Origin of the sequence: Fortiea sp. LEGE XX443, assembly GCF_015206815.1 — a bacterium.
Classification (GTDB): Bacteria; Cyanobacteriota; Cyanobacteriia; order Cyanobacteriales; family Nostocaceae; genus Nostoc_B.
The window spans coordinates 12,151-33,459 of the sequence record NZ_JADEXZ010000010.1 but is presented as its reverse complement, the minus strand read 5'-3'; the positions used below and the strand labels follow the sequence as shown (position 1 = coordinate 33,459).

Annotated in this window: 16 protein-coding genes and 2 pseudogenes; 10 read left to right on the top strand and 8 right to left on the bottom strand. The window is 42.7% G+C overall.

The window, feature by feature from the left end; translation table 11 throughout:
• Positions 1-251 precede the first annotated feature (251 nt).
• The 3 genes from IQ259_RS06450 to IQ259_RS06440 form a co-directional block, all read right to left on the bottom strand.
• Entirely contained in the window at positions 252-1,181 is a 930-nt protein-coding gene (locus IQ259_RS06450) for a DUF4351 domain-containing protein (protein ID WP_193882641.1), read from the bottom strand.
• A gap of 183 nt (positions 1,182-1,364) precedes the next feature.
• On the bottom strand, positions 1,365-1,535 hold the full coding sequence (psb34, locus tag IQ259_RS06445; protein WP_193882638.1) for a photosystem II assembly protein Psb34: 171 nt from the start codon (positions 1,533-1,535) through the stop codon (positions 1,365-1,367).
• Between the two features lie 211 nt (positions 1,536-1,746).
• Complete coding sequence (locus IQ259_RS06440; RefSeq protein ID WP_228014397.1) at positions 1,747-2,880, bottom strand: hypothetical protein; 1,134 nt, start codon at positions 2,878-2,880, stop codon at positions 1,747-1,749.
• Between the two features lie 382 nt (positions 2,881-3,262).
• On the opposite strand from IQ259_RS06440, the gene IQ259_RS06435 reads away from it, so the two are divergent.
• From IQ259_RS06435 to IQ259_RS27730, 7 genes are all read left to right on the top strand, one after another.
• Positions 3,263-3,736 (top strand): hypothetical protein, encoded by a 474-nt coding sequence (locus IQ259_RS06435; RefSeq protein WP_193882631.1) that lies wholly within the window; start codon positions 3,263-3,265, stop codon positions 3,734-3,736.
• Positions 3,737-4,009: 273 nt separating this feature from the next.
• A complete protein-coding gene (locus IQ259_RS06430) occupies positions 4,010-5,917 on the top strand; it encodes an iron uptake porin (protein WP_193882628.1) in 1,908 nt (635 codons plus the stop codon).
• Positions 5,918-6,051: 134 nt separating this feature from the next.
• Positions 6,052-7,128 carry a hypothetical protein gene (locus tag IQ259_RS06425; protein ID WP_193882611.1) on the top strand — a complete coding sequence of 359 codons (1,077 nt, stop codon included), beginning with the start codon at positions 6,052-6,054 and terminating at the stop codon, positions 7,126-7,128.
• A gap of 326 nt (positions 7,129-7,454) precedes the next feature.
• Complete coding sequence (locus tag IQ259_RS06420) at positions 7,455-8,126, top strand: DUF1361 domain-containing protein (protein ID WP_193882609.1); 672 nt, start codon at positions 7,455-7,457, stop codon at positions 8,124-8,126.
• A gap of 228 nt (positions 8,127-8,354) precedes the next feature.
• Positions 8,355-9,530, top strand: a complete 1,176-nt coding sequence (locus tag IQ259_RS06415) for a hypothetical protein (protein WP_193882606.1) — start codon at positions 8,355-8,357, stop codon at positions 9,528-9,530.
• A 48-nt stretch (positions 9,531-9,578) separates the two neighbouring features.
• A complete protein-coding gene (locus IQ259_RS06410) occupies positions 9,579-10,421 on the top strand; it encodes a hypothetical protein (RefSeq protein WP_193882603.1) in 843 nt (280 codons plus the stop codon).
• 387 nt (positions 10,422-10,808) lie between these two features.
• On the top strand, positions 10,809-10,979 hold the full coding sequence (locus tag IQ259_RS27730; protein ID WP_370568007.1) for a hypothetical protein: 171 nt from the start codon (positions 10,809-10,811) through the stop codon (positions 10,977-10,979).
• 211 nt (positions 10,980-11,190) lie between these two features.
• Here IQ259_RS27730 and IQ259_RS06400 read toward each other — a convergent pair whose 3' ends face one another.
• The 3 genes from IQ259_RS06400 to IQ259_RS06390 form a co-directional block, all read right to left on the bottom strand.
• On the bottom strand, positions 11,191-11,337 hold the full coding sequence (locus IQ259_RS06400) for a hypothetical protein (RefSeq protein ID WP_193882600.1): 147 nt from the start codon (positions 11,335-11,337) through the stop codon (positions 11,191-11,193).
• Positions 11,338-11,389: 52 nt separating this feature from the next.
• Positions 11,390-13,372, bottom strand: a complete 1,983-nt coding sequence (locus IQ259_RS06395) for an alkyl/aryl-sulfatase (protein ID WP_193882597.1) — start codon at positions 13,370-13,372, stop codon at positions 11,390-11,392.
• A gap of 187 nt (positions 13,373-13,559) precedes the next feature.
• Positions 13,560-13,880 carry a hypothetical protein gene (locus IQ259_RS06390; protein WP_228014396.1) on the bottom strand — a complete coding sequence of 107 codons (321 nt, stop codon included), beginning with the start codon at positions 13,878-13,880 and terminating at the stop codon, positions 13,560-13,562.
• 316 nt (positions 13,881-14,196) lie between these two features.
• On the opposite strand from IQ259_RS06390, the pseudogene IQ259_RS06385 reads away from it, so the two are divergent.
• From IQ259_RS06385 to IQ259_RS06370, 3 genes and pseudogenes are all read left to right on the top strand, one after another.
• A pseudogene (locus tag IQ259_RS06385) lies at positions 14,197-14,765 on the top strand (recombinase family protein).
• A gap of 16 nt (positions 14,766-14,781) precedes the next feature.
• Positions 14,782-16,035 (top strand): annotated as a pseudogene (locus IQ259_RS06380) (IS481 family transposase); the annotation flags it as partial.
• Positions 16,036-16,606: 571 nt separating this feature from the next.
• Entirely contained in the window at positions 16,607-18,652 is a 2,046-nt protein-coding gene (locus IQ259_RS06370) for an FAD-dependent oxidoreductase (protein WP_193882591.1), read from the top strand.
• Positions 18,653-18,948: 296 nt separating this feature from the next.
• Here IQ259_RS06370 and IQ259_RS06365 read toward each other — a convergent pair whose 3' ends face one another.
• Complete coding sequence (locus tag IQ259_RS06365) at positions 18,949-20,004, bottom strand: glycosyltransferase family 2 protein (protein ID WP_193882588.1); 1,056 nt, start codon at positions 20,002-20,004, stop codon at positions 18,949-18,951.
• Between the two features lie 12 nt (positions 20,005-20,016).
• Positions 20,017-21,309 carry a glycosyltransferase gene (locus IQ259_RS06360; protein ID WP_193882584.1) on the bottom strand — a complete coding sequence of 431 codons (1,293 nt, stop codon included), beginning with the start codon at positions 21,307-21,309 and terminating at the stop codon, positions 20,017-20,019.

Below are 21,309 nucleotides of genomic sequence, written 5' to 3'. Positions count from 1 at the left end.
TGGATGATTAACAAAACTCAGGATAAAGGCAGATATTTAAGAATTGGTTGGGTAATGATGTCAACTAAGTTAAATGCAACAAAAAACACCGGCGAAACTAACCGGGGTAAAATTTAAATTGTATAATTTGGGATCTAAAACCTTCCTACAGCCTAGAGATGGCTAAAAAATTAGATGCGTGTCAGCTTATTTTTGCTGATTCTAGAGAGCGATCGCTCTTCAATTAATTAAAGTCATCAATATTTAATTATTTATTGTTTTTGGTTTAACCAAGCTTCTAAATCCGCCACTGTAGAAAAATCTAATAATGCTTCTCCCAGTGCTTCTAACTGTTCAATAGACAATTTTTGAATTTGATCAACAAGAGATAATTCTAGATTTCCCAGTCGTCGATTTAACTGGCGCAGAATTAGCTGTTGTTCTCCTTGCTGTAATCCTTGCTGTACCCCTTGCTGTACCCCTTGCTGTAATCCTTCTTGTCTAGCTTGTTCTCTATCTTGTTGATACAGTGGTGCTAATCTCATCACTAACTCCCGATCCTCTGTTTCTATATTTTGATTAATTCGCAAGTTTTGTTGCAGGTTATAAAGTAATTCTAACGTGATTCTCTGTAATGGGTGATTTGCTGGTAGTGCGGTTAATTCATCAATTGCTTGACGTTGTACTTTCCCACGTCCTAAAAGTCTTACCCACAGTGTTTCTGGTGTATATGGTAACTGATGAATTATTACTATCGCTGTGCGGAAATATTTTGCTAAAAAGTACACTCCTTTTCCCCAGTCTGAATTTTCAGTTCCACCAAACCCGGAGATTATACCTTTTGAGCAGGTTGGTGTGAGTATCCATAGTTGGGGAATTTCTGAGTTTGGTATTTTTATTTTATTGCGCTTTGCTTCTCGCTGCATTGCGCTTTTTACTTCTGATAATTTTGATATACAATCGTTAATTTCTTCTGGGGATGTTGGATTGCGGAATGGTTCAAATACGGCGGATATTGTCGCCATTTTTCCTAATAAACCCAAGGTTACTAAGTTGGCTGTTTGTGTAGGAATTGGTGAGAATAATACGTCTATTTCTCTGACTTCTGCGGCGACTCGACTTGGTGCTTGGACTTTTCCATAAGGTTTTAGTAATTCTTCTAGGTAGTCTTTGGCAAATTGGTCATGGATGAATCTCGTCATTCATTTGATTTGGGTATGGTTTATTTCTGCAACTTAGGATAGTACGATGCGTGACAAAACTCCAGCTTTCAAGATGGACGAAGTTTAAGTTAAATGCAACAAAAAACCCCGGCGAAACTAACCGGGGTAAAAGGGAGAAGTTCAAATGACGATGAGTGATACAGATACCGAAATCAAAATACTTTAGCTCACTGCAAAAGCAAACAAAACTAGAACAGCAACAAACATAGTTGCAACTGCGCCTTGTAAAACGTAGCGACGTTGTTCCCAAATTGCTGGGTACTCAGCGCAATAAACTTGGGGTTCTTTTGCGTAGTTATTGAGAACGCCGTCTTCATTTACAGTTGTGTACATAGTTTTTTTCCTTAGTTGTTACCTTATGTAAATAAATTTAACAATATTGTTACAAATAGTCAAGGGGAGTTGACAAAAAAAGGTTAATTTATTAAACAGAGACTACTTATCAAAGCGATCGCACAATTCCTAGTGAAGTGCGATCGCTTGAAAACGTTTTTAACGCAAAGGAGCGCTGAGGTACGCGAAGTACTGAGTTAAGAGGAGTTTTTTAATTAAACCAAGCTGCGAATTGGAAGAATTGTCCGCGGAAAACTTGTAACAATCGCTGCCAAGTATCTGTGTCTGTTAGTTTACCCAACTCTAGATAAGGTGCAGCAGCACTTCCTTGTACCCACAGCACCAAATCAAACCCACGAGGCTTAGTAAAAACTTTGTTTAAATTAATACCTCTAACCTCGCGTTTTCTCCAGAAAGGAATTAACTTTTTACCTGTCAGCAAAGCATCAGCTTCATTTAAAAAAGTCAACCAACTATCAATCATGGGTTGAGTGACTACAGCGTTGGGAATTACCCCCTTTTGTCGAGGGTTGGGTAGCCATTCCCGATCATTATCAGTTTCGGCTAAAATTAATTGCCAAGATTGACGACTTAAGGCTGTCACTGTTTGTAAATTTTGGATTGCAGCCGTTAAACGCTCTGGTTCCACAACCGGAAAATTGAGCAGATGAATGAACGCAATCATGTCGCTAATATCAACATTACCCCAACCGAATGCTCCCGCACCATTAGCTAGAAATGGATAAGCAGTTTGCGGTTTAGCAAAAACTAAATGAGCAGTTGAATCAAACAGTTGACTTTCATCATGTGCCAAAACCATCTGAGCGATCGCAGAAAGTAAATTACAATATCCTTTTAGCCAAACTACATCACCCGCATCAAATGCGATCGCTAAATTTTGGGCAGCTTTTTCTGTTGCTGGTATCCCTGTCAATAAGCTGAAAGTTTTCCAGAAAGATTCATTTTCTTCTAGCTTTCCATCCGCGTTGAAATCCATCTTTGTTAAACCAATCCGCAGCGGCAACTTGACTTTATTATCTTTGATAGGTTCGAGAGTATTTTTGATTTGAGTTAGATCATTGAGTAAATCTTGCAGAATATTTCGAGCGTCTTTATAGGTGACTGGCTGCGGTGTGGGATTTATCGGCACGGGAAGACGCAAAATTGGGAAGAATTGGGTAATCACATTTTGCTGCAAACCATAACGGTATAGTGACTGCATTAACCTTTGAGTTGTACCCATCAATTGCACAACTCCCAATTCAAATCGCGTCTGATCATCATTGTTATTTTGTTGAAGCTTGGCAACAAAAACTGCTTCTCCCTGCTGAAATTGAGCGTTCATTAGATACTGCTCAATATCTGAAGTAGGTGTTGCCGATTTTACTAGCGGCGTTAATGAGAATACGAGGGTGAAAATTAGTAACCAAGAACAGACAAGAAGACGCATAAGAATGTCATGAATTTAGATGTTTGCGATACTGTAACCCAAATAATGCTAAATTCTGTCAAATAATAGCTAAAACCCTAAGTTAGCAGTGCTGATTTTTGATACTGAAGTAGCGATCGCCTCATGTTGGACTCAAAACATCAGGGCAATTAAATTTATTTAGTCATCTTACATACTATCCATCCATCAGTTTTTACGGAAATTAACGCAACAATTTCCACAATTGATGAAATTATTAGTTACGATTGTCTGGGTTTTACTTGCTGTTGGGGTGTGAATGTCTGTGTCGTGTAAATATACTTTTATTGTTCCTGTTAGTCTGAGTCTCACTTTATTAGTGACTGGTTGTGAGAATAAAATCTCCCAGTGTCAGCGGCTAATTCAAGTCGTCAACGAAGGAAATGCGCTGATTGATCAAAATAAAGGCAAGCAAGCAATCACCAGCTTGCAACTATCTAAAGATTTAGAAGCTATTGATACATCTTTAGAAGAACTAAAATTGGCAGATACTCAACTAAAAGAATATCAAAACCGTTTTCAGAAGGTGTTTGACAATCTCAGTCGCGCCATTGCTAAAGCAGCTAAAGCTTTAGCAGCCGCTAAAACAGCCGCAGCTTCGCCAGATGGTAGAGAAAAAATCAAAAAGGCTAGAAACGAAATCGATACAGCCTTAACAGCAGTCGCTACAACAGCAGGCAAAGAATCAGACACTTTAATGAATGATTTGAATAAGTACTGTAGCCAGCTTTAGTCGAAGTCTGAAGTCTGAAATTTAACGTTTCCAGGACTCATGATTTGATCACTCGAAACCCTACGTTAGTAGGGTGTGTTGTTGTGTAGCGCAACGCATCATCCAAGCTTTTCCGTGAGTTGGGGCTTTCTATCCACAACTCACCCTGCCGAATGAAAACATAATTTTATACTTCAGACTTCAGACTTTTTATAACTTTTTATACAAAAACATCCTGAAGAACACCAATAACCATTGTCAAAAGAAATGTTGGTGTTAGTCAATTGATATACCATGAGTGAGATAAGTCTACTGATGCTGGGCGTATTGACAGCCGGGCAAACGTCTCCACCGAATAATTTACCAGAGCCGCCTGTAATTCAGTCAGACAATGGCGTACAGCAGTCAACAGATGAGAATTTACCTCAAAGTTCTCCACCTGTTGAAATTACACCACCTGAATTCATACAGCCTGATAGCACTTCCGAAGTTATTTCTGCACCTGTAAATCACAAGTATCAAAATCTACTTAATAAAATTCATAAAAACGTTAGTTCTCAAAATTTTTCTACCCAAGATTCCCAACCACTAGCAGAAACAACCCACCCATTAGAAACCACGCCAGAACTCGCACCATCTTCCCACCTGCCAATTTCGCCAGAATCTCCTGTAACACTAGAGTTTTCTGAGTCAGATGAGCAGATGTCTCAAGTTACAGCGGTGTCGCAATTGGATGATGTGCAACCTACGGATTGGGCTTTTACTACTTTACAATTTTTGGTTGAGCGCTACGGCTGTATTGCAGGACATACGAATGAGAATTATTTAGGTAACAGTGCTGTAAATCGTTATGAATTTGCCTATAGTTTAAATATTTGTCTAAACAAAATTCAGGAATTAATTACTAAAAATCAAGCTAATACTGTTAGTAATGAAGAATTAGATCAAATACAACGGTTACAAGCTGAGTTTCAAATCGAATTACAAGAAATTGAGCAGCGTGTAGATGTTTTAGAAAATAAAACTATTGAATTACAGTCTCATCAGTTTTCCACAACAACCAGACTATTTGGGCAAGCTATTTTTAGTGTTCAAGGAACAAATATGACAAATGTTGATTTGTTTCCTAGAGATGGTGTACCAGAGCGTCAAGGGAAGACAAATCTGACTTTAAACAATAGCGTACAGTTAACATTAGCAACTTCCTTTACAGGGAAAGATTTATTAATTACGGGGTTATCTGCGGGAAATTTAGCTTCTAATGCTTCTTTAGTTTCTAACAATATGGGGCGATTGAGTTTTGAGTCTAATACAGAGAATAGGCTCGTAATTAATGACTTGTCTTATCGGTTTTTATTTTCAGATAACTTGGGAATTGTGGTGGGTACATCTGGTGTGAACCCCGCCACAACCTTTCGTGGAATTAACCCTTTAGAAGGTTCTGGAGATGGCGCAATTTCGCAATTTGGTCAGCGTAACCCGATTTTGAACATTGGTAATGGTACTGGTGGTATAGGTTTTGACTGGGAAATTAGCGATCGCATCAGTCTTCAAGGTGTTTACAGCGCTGAAATTCCTAGTTTTTCTGGTGATAGCAATTCTGGTGGCTTATTTGGTGGTAGATATAACGCAGGCGCACAACTGACTCTAGCACCCACTGATAAAATTGATGTCGGTATACATTACATCTACTCCCATTCCCCGAATGATTTACTGGGTACTGGTATTGGTGATTCTCAATTAATTTCACCTTTTGCACCTAGTACAGCTTTTAATACTCATGCTGTTGGTGCTACTGTGGCATGGCGTGTTAATGAGAATTTGGAGTTGGGTGGTTGGGGTGGTTTTTCTTACTCTAAACCAGTCAATCTCTCTGGTAGTGTAGAAACTACCAACTGGATGGTATTTGCGGCGTTACCTAATTTAGGCGGTGCTGGTAATCTGGGCGGTTTTCTGGTTGGACAACCCCCGAAAATTAGTTCTAGTAGCTTACCCGATGGCTTCAATTTTCCTAACTTTTCCGATGAGGGAACGCCCGGTGGACGCAGTGATACATCGTTGCATTTAGAACTTTTTTATCGCGCCCAGTTAAATGACCGTTTTTCTTTGACACCAGGCTTATTAGTTATTTTCAATCCCGATCATAATACTGCTAATGACACTCTGATAGTAGGCGCATTGCGAGCGACTTTCCGGTTTTAATTCCGTAATCATGTAAATGTAATTACAAGGTTTGAAACCCCCACTCCGTATTGTCTTACTACTCTTGACTGTCAGCAATCTTTAATCAAATACCCAATACCTAATTCCTCTTAATATTAAGGAGTAGATTTTTCATGCAATTTAAGTCATCAGTAGCAAAGATCGGCTGTGCAGTTTTGGGTAGTAGCAGTTTAGCAGCAGTTTTTATCGGCTTTGGAGGAAGCAGTGCTTCTGCTCAACTAATCATTCAAAGCACTGGTACATTATCAGGAACATTAGAACTTCCCAGTTTTAACCCCAATTTTAATAACTCAGTCACTCGCATTGATACAGATTCCCAAGGAGTGTACCAACGCAACATAGGTTCTCAGAATAAGCCCAATTATGTACCTGTTTACAAGTCCGACTATGTAAAGGTAGAAACGCGGGCGGATGGTAGCTTGAAATACTTTGTTGATTTTAAAGGTATTCCAGTAATTTCTTTCAATGGTGTTTTGACTTCGCCAGCGTTGTCTGGTGGCCAATTAACACCGTTTACTTATCAAGGAAAAATCTCCAACACCTCATTTCAAGGAGTAGTTCAAGATGAGTTTGGGTTAACGAGAGCTTTTTACACTGGCGTTGTTACCGATCCAAAAACTGGTAAGCAATATCAGGGGACTTTTCAACTGAATGGACAAGGTCCAAGATATAGCGATCGCAATGGTGGTGAAAGTCCGACGGTATTTGACTATAAATCCGATATTCCAAATACTACGCCAACTCCTACCCCCTTTGAGGTGAAAAATACTCCTTTGGTGAGATTGACAATTACAGTCCCGGAAAATGCCACTTTAATTAATTCGGGTAGTAATACTTCAACCCCGACTGCGCCTGTAGTTAGTAATACCCCTACTTCTACACCAGTTCCCAGTACACCAGTTGCAGCATCAGTAAATAGTATGGCGATCGCAACTGCTCCTGCACAACCTAATGTTAGTAGTACGTTTGGTGAGGTAATTGCTGACACAAGTAAGTCTAATTTCTCATCACCTTCTACCGAGTCTAATATAGAGTTTAGTAGTGGTTATTCCCTCACAGCTAATCCAGTAAGTTTAGAAGCTTCTAGCATTGCTACCAAGGTTTGCACACAAGATTCTGTTAATTGTCGCCCAAAAATCACAACTTCTAAACAAGCGATCGGCCCTCGCAGTCGAGTTTTAGTACGTTAGCTACTTTTGAAAATCTGTAATCAGATAATTCTGGAATTGCCCTCAGGAAGATTGTATCTAAATTACGTCTAAAAAAAGTACGACCTCCTAGAGCAAAAATTATACTGGAAGTGTGAGTAGCCAAACTGCTATCCGCACTTTCAGATTTCTGCTAAATATATTCTTGATAATTTTCTGGTTATACTAGTTATCTGGAGTGGTTGATTCACAGATTAATCCATAACTAGTTTCACATTTATACAAATTACCCAATTTATCAGTCAATCACTAAAATTGAAACTACAAAGCAAAAATCAATCAATCATATATCTTGCACTTGAGTATTTATGAAAGCAGAATTTATTGAATTGATAGCCAGAGTTTTACAGGTTTTACGGATCAACATGAATTGGATGACGTGGAACTTGTTTTTGGCTTTTATACCTTTAGCTTTAAGTGTTTGGCTGTTTCGCAATAGACGGGGACGTTCTTGGATTTGGTGGCTAGGCTTTATAGTTTTTTATGCTTTTTTACCAAATGCGCCTTATCTATTAACCGATGTTATTCACTTCATACATGATATCCGCACAATTCAATCAGTGTGGATAATTACTTTAGTGCTAATTCCTGTCTATTTGTTGGTGATTTTGGCTGGGTTTGAAGCTTATGTTATTTCTCTAATAAATTTAGGTTACTATTTACACCGTATCGGCAAAAGTCAATGGATTTTTAAAGTTGAGTTAATTACTCATGCTCTTTGTGCTATTGGAATTTATTGGGGAAGGTTTTTGCGTTTCAACAGTTGGGATTTTATTACTCAACCTGATGCCTTATTGACTAAAGGTGTAGAAGAACTTTTGGGTAAACAGCCTTTAGTAATTATGGCTATTACATTTCTGATTCTTCTAAGTTTGCACTGGATTATGAAACGAGTAACTTTGGGTTTTGTTAATCCGTCGCAACAAGGGGTAGCGAGCAAATCAAATTCAACAAATCCTGATACTCCTAAAGCTGGATAAATACCAGTTTTAGTAATAGTAAAAATTACCGCCAATATTTAGTTAATTAAAATGTTAATTAATACGCCTTAAACGGGCGTTTTTTTATATCTACTTTTCTTTATCCATCTAAAGAATGGTGAGTTAATAGAGATTTATTATCAAAAGAAAGATGATTTTTTTGGCTTTTAGCTTTGAAATAAATCTAGATAATGCAATTTGCATAGATGTGGATAGGAGTTTTATAATATGGCACTATTATCTATTGATGAACTAAAAACTTTAGCTGAACATACAGATAGCCCCTGTGTTTCTCTCTATATGCCTATGCAAAAAGCAGGGCCAGAGATTCGACAAAATCCTATTCGGTTTAAAAATTTAATCCGCGAAGCCCAAGAACGCTTAGAAGCAATGGAAATTCGCCAAACGGAGGCGATTGAGTTTCTTCAGCCAGCGATGGAACTTGATGCTGGTGAATTTTGGGAAAATCAAGACCACGGTTTAGCTATTTTTGTTGCTCCGGGAGTATTTCGCTATTATCAGCTACCAATAGAGTTCCAAGAATTGGTAGTAGTGAGCGATCGCTTCCATATTAAGCCATTACTACCTTTAATTAATCATGATGGCAAGTTCTACGTTCTGGCTTTGAGCCAGCAAGATTTAAAATTTTTTGAAGGTACACGCTCTGGACTCAATGAGGTAGAAGTAGAAAATCTGCCTAAGAGTATTGATGAAGCTCTTTTATATGACGAAACTGCTAAAGAAGGTCAATTTCGCATCGCCACATCTAAAGGTAGCACTTTCAATCCTTTTTCAAGCTCACAACCAGGTGTATTTCACGGACAAGGAAGCCCAGATAAAGATCAACCCCAAGAAGTTATCCTGCAATTTTTTCACATAGTTGACACAGAACTTCATGAAAAACTGCGAGATGAAACAGCACCACTAATTTTAGCGGGAGTAGAATATTTGCACCCAATTTACCGCGAAGCAAATACTTATACCAATTTACTAGAACAAGGTATTACCCGCAGACCGGAACTTTTCCAAGTCGATGAATTACATGCGTCAGCTTGGGAAATTGTAGAACCTCTGTTTCATGAGTCAGAACAGCAAGCGATGGAACTTTACCAACAACTAGCTGGGGAAGGTACTGGTACAGCTTCTAGTGATCTCAAGGAAATTGTTTCTGCGGCTTATTACCAAAGAGTTGATTCTTTGTTTGTGCCTCTAGGGCAACAAATCTGGGGCAAATTTGACCCGGAGGCGATGACTGTAGATATACACTCAGAACCGGAAGCGGATGATCAAGATTTGTTAGATTTTGCCGCAATTCATAGCATTATCAATGGTGGCAGAGTTTATGCTGTGGAAGCAGAAAATATGCCAAGTCCAACAGCATTGGCAGCAATTTTCCGATATTGATGATTTTTGTAGTGTTGTATAAAGTTGAACAAGCTATATACAACATCCATGCTAAATAATTTTCGTGCTTTGCTTAGTCAATCTCTCATAGGTTTAGCGGTTTTCAGTCAAATCGCTATATTTGCCCAGCCAAGTAGTGCAGAAACCCTGACTGGGCAATTAGGTAATATCCGAGCAGAAATATCTTATGACAAACCAGAGGAATATCAATATAAGAATGTGCGTTTGCAGATTCGCCGAGGAGATAAAATTGTTTTAGATAAAAAATTGCCCCAAGAAAGTGAATATGACCGACCTGTTGGGGGTTTCAACAATCAAGAAAGTAAGTTACCAGTGTTAGATTTGGACGGTAATAAAGAACCTGAAGTAGTTGCCGATTTCTTTACAGGTGGAGCGCATTGTTGTACTTATTCCTTAATTTATCGCTACGACAGTAAATCGGAAAAGTACACTCAGATGCGCCATGAATGGGGTAATGCTGGTTATCGATTCAATGATGTAGATAAAGATGGACTCATGGAATTTGAGAGTCGAGACGATCGCTTTGCTTATGCTTTTACAGCTTATGCCGCTTCTGGTTATCCGTTGCAAATTTGGCAATATCGTCAAGGCAAGATGGTTGATGTTACTAGGCGCTATCCCAAATTAATTTACAATCATGCTACGGAGTTATGGAAAACTTATACTGAAATTCAGCAACAAGGTGATGATGGTAGGGGATTTTTAGCAGCGTACTTAGCAGATAAGTATTTACTCGGTCAGGGAGAGGATGGTTGGAAACGAGTACGAGAAGCTTACACCAAGAGCGATGCCTCCGGCGGGCTGCGCCAACGCGCACAATACTTCGCTGACTTACGTAAGTTCCTCCGCAAAACTGGATACATGAAGTAATATTATGCACCCAAAAGGTGCATTTAAGGGTGCTGGGATTAATAGCTGTAGCGACCTGCAATGCTAATCGCTCAGACCTGCAATCAAAACATTTACAAACCAGGATTATTTGCAACTATAATTGCGCGTCAGCCAGGATTAATTGCAACCAGCCTGCAATCATCGGTTTGAGCCAGGATTATTTGCAACTAACCGAAAGTCCCATCAAACGGTAGTTTGAAAGTTTGCTCAAAAAACTCTCTGACTTATAGAAAAAAATAGTTGAATTTCAGCCAGGATTAACTGCAACTATAGGGGTGAAATGAGCAAGCGTTTCTCTCGCTGGCCTTCGATGACGAAGCGGCGACGGCTTATGGCAGAATCCGTGCCAACCTTGCCGCCCAGGGAATGCCCATCGGTTCCAACGATTTGCAGATCGCCGCGATCGCGCTGGCGAAAAAGAGCTATGAATTGCGTCTGGCAGAGCAGGAGGTGGCCCAGGAGATCCGAGAAAGCATCATGCCCATGCCACAGCAGAAATCGCTTACCTTATACCAATTCGTAATTCGTAATTCGTAATTCGTAATTAAGAAACTCTGATTTGGTCTGGGTTGTGGGGTTTGAATGTGTTGCCTAATTTTAGAGAATTGGTATTACATCATGGACCATAATGTTACATAAGCATTGAAATCCTTGCTTCCCTCTATGCCATGCTTTTGGGTGCAATGCCTTGATTAGAGAAAAGGGAAAACGCTTGCTGGCTTTCTCTGACAGTTGACGTTTAGCGCTGTTAGCCTAAGGTAGGGCCAAGGCGCTGGATGCTTCTGGTAAGATGCTGGCGATGCTCGCCGTCTTGTATTCGTGAAAGCTCAGCTTGAATCAGTGGCTCGTCACCATTTCTCACAGCCTGAATCAATGCCTGCGATGCGCCCCGCATCACCTGCCGATCACGGACAGCGAGTCGCTGCCCGCCCCGGCGGTAGCGACCCTCAGGGTATCACGATGTTGAACCACAAGTCGAAGCTGTCGAGGTACGAAAGCATCTCGTCGAGCTTGGCTTTGGTTCCGGAGACCTTCACGTCTCCCGCAGCGATCACGTCCTTCAGCGTGGTCTCCTTAAGCACGACCCGATTGAGCGTCTCCCGCGAAAGAGTCAGCGTCGCGTCGGCATCTTTCGCCTGCCTGCCCGGCGTGTGGTTCAGCACGCCGTTGACCATCTCGAGGACGTACTGCTCCCTCACGTCGGTGAAGTTGAAGTTGAGCACGATCCGCTTGCCGTCGGCCTTGGGACCGTTCAGTCGCATGGCGAGGTAGTCGAAGAACAGGTCGAGGCTCATCGCGCGCACGGTGTCCGGACTTGCCGTGTCCGGCGTCGGCAACTTTGCCACGCCTTCCCGCAGCTCCTTGGCGCCGGTCAGGTAGAAGTTGCGCCAGGGCCCGTTCTCGGCCTGGTAGCCCAGCTGCTCCAGCGCATCGGCCTGGAGGTTCTTCGCCACCCGGTTGGCCGGGTCGGCGAAGACCGCGTGGTTCACCACCTCCGCGACCCAGCGGTACTCGCCCTTCTCGTAATACTCCCTGGCTTTCTTCAGGACCGCGTCCGTGCCGCCCATCATCTCCACGTAGCGCTTCGACGCCTCGACCGGTGGGAGCGCGTGCAGCGTGGCGGGATTCCCGATGAACCAACCGAGGTACAGGACGTAGGTCGCCTTCACGTTGTGATTCAGCGATCCGTAGTAACCGCGGTTCGAGAAGCGGCTGGCAACCGCTTTCGGCAACTCGACCTGCTCCGCGATCTCGACCATCGTTTGGCCGTGGTTGGCGAGCCGCAGCGTCTGGTCGTTGATGTAGCGATACATGTCGCGCTGGAGCTTGAGATGCTCGACGATGGCGTCGCGTCCCCAAACCGGCCAGTGGTGCATCGCGAACATAACCTCCGGCTCGTCTCCCCACATGTCCAGTACCTGGTTGAGGTATTTCGACCAGACCAGCGGGTCGCGGATCTTGGCTCCCCGCAGCGAGTAGGTGTTGTGCAGCGTGTGGGTCGCGTCTTCGGCGGCGTTGATGGCCTTCTTCTCCTTGATGTAGAAGAGCATCTCCGAAGGTGCCTCGCTCTCCGGGGCGTACAGGAACTCGTAAGTCAGCCCGTCGATGACACGGGTGTCGCCTGTCTTCTGGATGATGTCGGTCGGCGGAATGAGCGTGACCGTGCCCGCAGAGGTCGTGGTGCCGAGACCGGCACCCACTTGCCCAGTCGGGTTGGGCGTCAGGAGGTTTCCGTACATGTAGCTGGCGCGCCGGCTCATCGCGGTGCCAGCCATCACGTTCTCGGCTACGGCCGCCTCTAGGAAGCCGACAGGCGCGTAGATCGTAACCTTTCCGGCCTTGACGTCCGCCTCGTCCACCACACCGCGCACGCCACCGTAGTGGTCGACGTGGCTATGGGTGTAGACGACGGCTACTACGGGTTTCTTGGGCCGGTGCTGATAGTAGAGGTCGAGCGCCACTTTCGCGGTCTCCACGGAAACCAGGGGATCAAAGATGGTGATGCCGTTCTTTCCCTCGACGATCGTCATATTCGACAGATCCTGGTTGCGGACTTGGTAGATCCCCGGCGTGACCTCGAAGAGGCCCGATATGTTGATCAACTGCGACTGACGCCACAAACTCGGGTTCACGGTGTCGGGAGCCGCGGCGCCCTCCTTGATGAAGTTGTACTGCATGGGATTCCAGATGGTGTTGCCCGCCTGTCCCTTGATCACCGCCTGTGGCAGCGGCGCGATGAAACCCTTGTGGGCAAGTGCGAATGCGGTCTTGTCCGCAAAGGGAAGTTCTCCGAGCAACTTGGCGTTCGCCGTCTTGGTGGCGTCGGTCGCGTTCTTCGGACTCTCCTCCGCCTTGGCCGAGGCAACAACTAGTCCCACAGCCAAGATGGCGGAGACGATCAAAATCGATAACTTCCTGTAAACGTTCATTCTTCCTTCCTCCCTTGATGCTACGATTGAGGGCACTGCGAGCTGTCTTCCTTCGTGGCAAGGCAATGCTAACTGGCAAACAAGGCTATGTTATGCTCAAAGGCCCGCGGTAGCTCAACGAGTTAATTTGTGGCAGTGACAGACACCGCTCTTGATTGAGCGAAGCAGTATCAAGTTGCGCCATTACCTAGAGGGAAAAACCCTTACTAGACTTGAGTTTTTGTTGCTGCTCTTCTGATATTATTTCTTGCAATACGCGCTCTGCCTCTTGCCAAAGCTGGATGTATTCTCTTTCTACTTTCCCCACATTAATTGGTGAATACTCAAGCTCACCTGACTGGTTTCGGCTGACGGATACTCGAAAAATTTCACCTCGCTCATCATGGGTAAACACCAGTTCTTTATCCTGTTTTTCCAGAGTGGCACGTTTAAATCTAAGGCTATTTGAGCCACTTTCTCTTAACTGCCAGTTGATTAATTCAACAGCAATAGGTGTAGCGACCTGCAATGCTAATCGCTCAGACCTGCAATCAAGACATTTACAAACCAGGATTATTTGCAACTAACCGAAAATCCCATCAAACGGTAGCTTGAAAGTTTGCTCAAAAAACCCTCTGACTTATAGAAAAAAATAGTTGAATTTCAGCCAGGATTAACTGCAACTATAAAGGTAAAAGAAACGACCGTTTTCTTTACCACTATGATTGATATGCAAGTCCCCCTAGAATCGGCTCAAGTTTGGTAACGAAACTCGGTAAAAATATTATCGGCAACATATACTGTTCAGTAACGGGTTTATTTACTGACTTGTTAGGGTTCAAGAAATGTTGATCGGCTATGCGCGAGTTTCAACAGATGACCAAAAATTGAACCTGCAAATGGATGCCTTGCAGCAAGCTGGTTGTGCAAAGATTTACTCAGATCATATAAGTGGAGTGAAAGCAGCAAGACCTGGACTGAGCCAAGCACTGGAAATAGCAAGGGCTGGTGATGTCCTAGTGGTGTGGAGATTAGACCGCCTGGGAAGGTCGCTCAAAGATCTAATCGAGATCTAATCGAAATCATATCCCAGTTAGATGATAGAGGAATTGAACTCTCTAGTTTGTCAGAATCCATTACTACAACTAATAATAGTGGGCGGCTAATTTTCCATCTGTTCGGTGCATTGGCAGAATTTGAACGCAATCTCATCCGTGAACGCACAACGGCGGGTCTTGTAGCAGCGCGCGCGCGTGGTCATAAGGGAGGTAGACCAAAAGCACTAGACTCAGCAAAACGTCAATTAGCAGTAAAGCTTTATACCGAAAAGCAATACACCATTGTCGAAATCTGTAGACTCATGGGGATTTCAAAACCAACCCTCTACAGCTACATAGCAGAGATAAATAGATAACATGGCACACAAGGAAATCCCGGTAGAGGCACTCATCAATTTACGCCATCGCCTCGACGGATAGCCCAGCCGTTGCCAAGAACGTCGAATTCTCATTGAACAGACATCTGCCCTATATGGTGTGTCAACAGATACGCTATATCGCGCTTTGCGTAACTTATCACGCCCCAAATCCATCAACCGTTCAGATAGTGGAACACCTCGAAAGCTATCACTCTCTGAAATGGAACTCTACTGTGAAATCATTGCGGCAATGAAAATCCGCACCAGCAATAAGAAAGGACGACACCTCTCCACTGCACGGGCGATTGAACTACTGGAAGAATTTGGGATGGATACACCAAATGGCTTTATCCAAGCGAGCAAGGGTACTTTAACTAGAAGTACCGTCAACTATTACTTGAAAGCATGGGGATATGACAATGAACGAATGACCCGGCAACCTCCGGCGGTGCGTTTTCAGGCAGAATACAGCAATGAATGTTGGCATTTCGACCTGAGCCAGTCTGATTTGAAACACGTAAAGCAACCATTGTGGGTCGAACCGGGAAAAGGTAATCCACTGCTGATGCTTTATAGCGTTGTCGATGATCGTAGCGGCGTATGTTATCAAGAATACCATTGTGTTTATGGAGAAGATATGGAAGCGGCATTGCGTTTCTTATTTAATGCAATGACAGCGAAAACAACGGATGGATTTCCTTTTCAGGGAATTCCAGAGATGATTTACACAGACAATGGGCCAATTGCCAAAAACATGGTATTTCAAAATGTCATGGACTGCCTAAAAATCAAGTTAGTCACACATCTGCCCAATGGCAAAGATGGTCGTCGGGTGACAGCTCGTTCCAAAGGCAAAGTAGAAAGACCGTTTCGGACGGTAAAAGAAGCTTACGAAACTCTGTATCACTTTCACGAACCGGAAAACGAGGTAGAGGCTAACCTTTGGCTGCGCCAGTATTTGTTGCTTTACAACGATAAACCACACCGAGAGTCCCCACATTCGCGGATAGAAGATTGGCTGCGAAATCTCCCCAAGTCAGGCTTACGCTCAATGTGCAGTTGGGAGCGATTCTGTAACTTTGCCCGCGAACCGCAACGTAGAAAGGTTGGTTCAGATGCCAGGGTATCAGTTGAAGGCGTAGCTTATGAGGTAGAGCCAGACTTAGCTGGTGAAACCGTAATCCTTTGGTGGGGTTTATTTGACAACGAGCTATACGTTGAGTTTAGCGATCGCCGCTACGGGCCATTTTACCCGGTTGATGGACCGTGCTGTCGAAGCTTCTTGATGATTTGGAACCGACTCTCACCTGGCATGGCTATAACGTGAGAGACTTGGCGGAACAGTTCAATGCCAAACCGGCTGAAATTAAGTTGTTGTTTCGTGGTCAACTTGACCCGGTGCGTGCGCGTGAGTTACAAGAGCAAATGTTGGCGGCGGGGCTACCACTTTGAGCAACAGGGTAAGCGCAATCCAATGCAGGTTCATTTATAGTTGCAAATAATTCTGGCTCAAACCGATGATTGCAGTTTGGTTGCAAATAATCCTGGCTCAGTTGCATTTAATCCTGGCTGACGCGTAATTATAGTTGCAAATAATCCTGGTTTGTAAATGTCATGATTGCAGGTTTGAGCGATTAGCATTGCAGGTCGCTACAAATAGCAGTAATTTCAGGGTAACGAGCAAAATTACTAAGTATTAAATGTCAGAATATGGGTTAACCCATGCACCAGCATTGCTGCAACCAGTCGAGTGTCTCTAATTTCATGTGACTTGTGGTGAACATTTCTGAGATGCTACCGTCTACAAGTTGGCACAGGAGTAGAAAGATTCTCAAATCATGAAGCGCAGACACAAAGTAGCTGGTTTTCAAGCATCACTCTTCAGTCTTAGCTTAATCGCAACATACCTCGTACCTGACTCTACTATTGTTGCTGCACCACCGAGAACCCCAGATAAAACAGTGAATTGCGAAATTTTGGTGGTGGGTGGTGGACTTTCTGGGGTAGCCACAGCTTATGAGGGATTACTCGCTGGTAGAACAGTGTGTTTGACAGAAATTACCGATTGGTTGGGGGGACAAATTTCGTCTCAGGGGACATCTGCGTTAGATGAAAGACCAACTCAGCGCGATCGCCAATTTTATTCTCGCGGATATTCGGAATTACGCAATCGGATTCAGCGCCATTACGGCAAACTTAACCCTGGTGACTGCTGGGTAAGTGATTCCTGTTTTCTCCCCCGCGATGCTCATACCATCATGTCTCAGATGCTGAAGGATGCAGAGAAAAAGGGCAAAGGTAAATTGGAATGGTTTCCCAACACCGTAATTAAGGATGTAAATATTAATGCTGGCGGGAAGATTATTGATGGTGCGATCGCTATTCAACATCAACCAGTCAAAGGCGCACCACCTCTCAACACTTTTACCCTAGCTCAAACTATTGAGGATGCCTATCGCTACCAAAACTCATCTCGCTTTAACAAAAAGATTATCAGCTTTATCCCCAAGGTTGCCAAAAAGTCAACCGCCAGCAATTCTCCCAAATGGTACGTTATCGATGCTAGTGAAACTGGGGAAATTATCGCCTTAGCAGATGTTCCCTATCGCCTGGGTATTGATGCTCGTTCTTTCCTAGAACCATCTTCTTCTAGTACCAGCAATGATGCTTATTGTACTCAAGGCTTTACCTACACCTTTGCAATGGAGGCAACTAAGGAACCACAACCTCAAACAATGCCCCCATTTTATTTACAGTATTCACCATATTTCAGCTATGAATTAAAAAGATTAGCAAACTTTGACTTAGTTTTTACCTACCGTCGCATCTGGAGTCCCACCAAAGGGCAAGCCACACAATTCAACGGTGTGAGATTTACTACACCCACACCAGGAGACATCTCCATGCAGAACTGGACTTGGGGTAACGACTATCGTCCTGGAACTGCCAAAGATAACTTAATTTACACTCGCCAACAACTGCAAAGCACTGGACAATTAAAACCAGGCGGCTGGATGGGGGGACTGCGGACAGAAACTCTGCGTAGAGGCGAAGAAAATGCCCTGGCATATTATTACTGGCTGGTACAGGGAACCACTGACTCCCAACTAGGTAAGGGTGTGAAAGAACCACAAACGAGAAACCGACTGCTGACAGGGTTAAATTCGCCAATGGGGACAGCGCATGGCTTGTCAAAATATCCCTATATGCGCGAAGGAAGGCGGATAATTGGTCGCCCCAGTTGGGGACAACCCCAAGGCTTTATGATTTGGGAAGTTGATATTTCTCGCCGCGACTATAACGATGAATACTACCGCAAAACACTAACACCAGAGACTTATCGCCAATTAAAAGCGACACTAGCAGGTTTAGAAGGAACATCAGTAATTGCTGGTCAAGTCTCACCAGATAAAGCATTACGGCGCAGTCGTTCGACAATTTATCCTGATGCTGTAGGTATTGGTCACTACGCCATTGACTTTCATCCTTGCATGGTTCAAAGTCCGCCAGAAGCCCCCGGTAACAAAGAACGTCCAGGAGAAAGGCGCGGCGCTGGACAAGCTTATCCGTTCCAAATTGCGCTACGGGCGATGATTCCCCAAAAAATCGACAATTTAATTGTGGGTGGTAAGAGTATCGCTACCAGTCACATTGCTGCTGCTGCTTATCGCGTGCATTCTTTTGAATGGTCTTCTGGTGCGGCGGCGGGAACAGTGGTAGCCTTTTCTTTGAAAAACAATATTGCACCTTACCAATTGGTGGATGATTTACCTAAATCAGAACCGCAACTCCAAGTTCTCAGACGTTTGTTAGAAAAAAATGGTAATCCTACCGCTTTCCCCGACACCTCAATTTTTAATCGAAACTGGGAAGATTGGCGGTAAGTGCAGCAGTAGATAATTTATTGCAAGCAATGTGATTGCATCGACTTGCATTGTGATTGCATCGACTTGCAATGTGATTGCATCGACCTACATTGTGATTGCATCGACCTACATTGTGATTGCATCGACTTGCATTGTGATTTCACTGACTTGCAAAAATTAATCGACTAGTTCAGTACAGTAGGGTGCGTTATAGCAAAGCTTAACGCACCATCTTTATCGGTGCGTTACGGCTAATTCTCACTACTCAAACTTCCATATCCTTGCATAGCCGTAACACACCCTACTTAATTTAGTTACTTAAGTTGGGCTAATTCGGATGTAGTAGTATTCGCTAATGCGGTTTTCTTGATAGGTGCTAATTCAATTTTGCGTTGTGGGAGCATTTTTTCATAGCGGTTTGTGAGAAACGAATTTAGTTTTCTGTCCCACTTTTTTAGGAGTCTTTTTAATGGTTTGTTTTCTCTTCCAAAGCTGACTTGACGGATAAAAGGCTTAATAATTGTTGCTACCCGTCTTACACCCAATTTTTTATATTTGGTTTGGAAATAACCATCTTCAGATAAATTCCATTTTTCGCGGATGCGTTGTAAGCTTGCCAAAGTCCAAGCATCACTCCAACGCAGCATATAAAAGTGTAAATCACTCCACTCTAAAGGAGGGCCTGGTACATAGGTGACTAAACTATCAGGCTCAAAATAGATTTTACTTCCCACCTGTACTACACTCATGCAAAAATCTAAGTGTTCTTTGGTGTTGAGCATTTGTTCATCTAAATAGCCAATTTGCCCAAATACTTCTGTGCGGACTAGAGTACAGTGAAATTCCGCTAACTCTGTTTGTGTGCGCTGAAGTTGTGGACGTAAATTTGCGACTTGATGACCTTGTTTGTACATTTTCTCACGTAAATGCCTTCTGCCTTTGATATCAACGACAATGTGGCTTTCTCCACCTGCAAAGTGAATTCTTTGGTGAATTGGTTGTTTTTCGCACATAAGGGGGCCAACTACAGTTGCGCCTGTTGTTTCTGCACAGTTAACTAATGCTGCTAACCAACCAGGAGAAACTATCACATCGTTATCAATAAAGACTAAATATTTAGTGTCAACGTGACTTAAACCAATGTTACGTGCATGGTTGGGAGAAAGATAATAATCTGTCCGAATTAATTTAAAGTTTTTTTCTTGTGCTTGTGCTTCTAGATAGCGATGTACTTTAGTTGGTGAATTACCATCAATATAAATCAATTTGAAGGGGAAGTTTGTATGTTCGTAAATACTTTCAAGGGATGCTTGGGTACAGCTAAAACGTTCACGGGGAACAACAACAAGTGTAACTATTGGTTCTGACATAGTTGATATCTCCTATGAATGCGTGGATTTGATTAGTTGTTGATTAGTAAAATTTGGTGTTGATAATTCACTGTGTAACACTTGTTGATAAATTTCTACTAATTCATCATTTAACTTGTGCATATCATATTTTTCTTCTACACGCGCACGTCCAGCTTTACCCATGTTTACCCATAGTTCGGGATGCTCTATTAGATAGGTTAATTTGTGAGCGATCGCATCTGCATCTCGCTCTGGGACTAAAAACCCTGACACGCCATCTTCGACTAATTCTGGAATTCCCCCATGTTTGGTACTAATCACAGGTAAACCCATGGCCATTGCTTCTTTTAATGTATTGACTGGCGCGTCTTGATTACCATCTTTGACAGTGACACTAGGAGCAACAAAAATATGACATTTATCCAGAATTTCGACAATTTCTTTTTGCTGTTTCCAGCCTAATAATTTGACGACATTACCAAGATTTAAATCAGTAATGAGTTTTTCAAAATGTTCTTTAAGTTCACCATCACCGATAATATTGTATTCAAGATTTGGGTAAATTCGCACTACTTGAGCAATTGCTCTAATAACATATTCAATCCCTTTTTTTTCTACCAAGCGTCCAGTAGTTACAATGCGGATTACGCCATCATCAAATAAATGACGTTCTTTAAAAAAGAACTTGCTACAATCAATCCCTGAACCGTGGACATGAATTTTATTTGGTTCACATCCTAAAGCGACAGCTTTATCTTTGAAAAATTCACAGTTAGCTAGAAAAAAATCTGTTTCTTGAAATAATTCTTGATAAACTTTTTCACCCCATTTGGGTAAAAACTTACTAATATCTGAACCTCGAAAGGTAGAAATTAATTTACCTTCTATTAAACCAAGCTGACGAAACCACACGCCAAATACACCTAAAGTACTAAATTGACAGTGGATGATGTCATAGGATTTCTTTTCTAAAAATGGTAATGCTCGGTAGAGCATTTTTAATGATTTGGCTTGGCTGACGTAGCGTGATGTGTTGAGTAGTTGTAAGCAAACAGAAGGGTTTTTATAAAAGTTGATTCCCAATAAAAATAAACCTTTTATCCATCGCCATAACTCATGCTTTGGTCGAGTAGCTGCGTAAATTGTATGGTTAATAAGTTGATATTGGTTAACTAATGGATGCACGTTAGATATATCTTGAGGTTTTCCATCAAGAGAGTAAATATCAACCTCGTGTCCATGTTCTATTGCACCAGCAATTTGATTTAAGATAAAGGGTTCTGAGAGTATCGGAAAATGTGCCACAAAAAATGCTATTTTCAT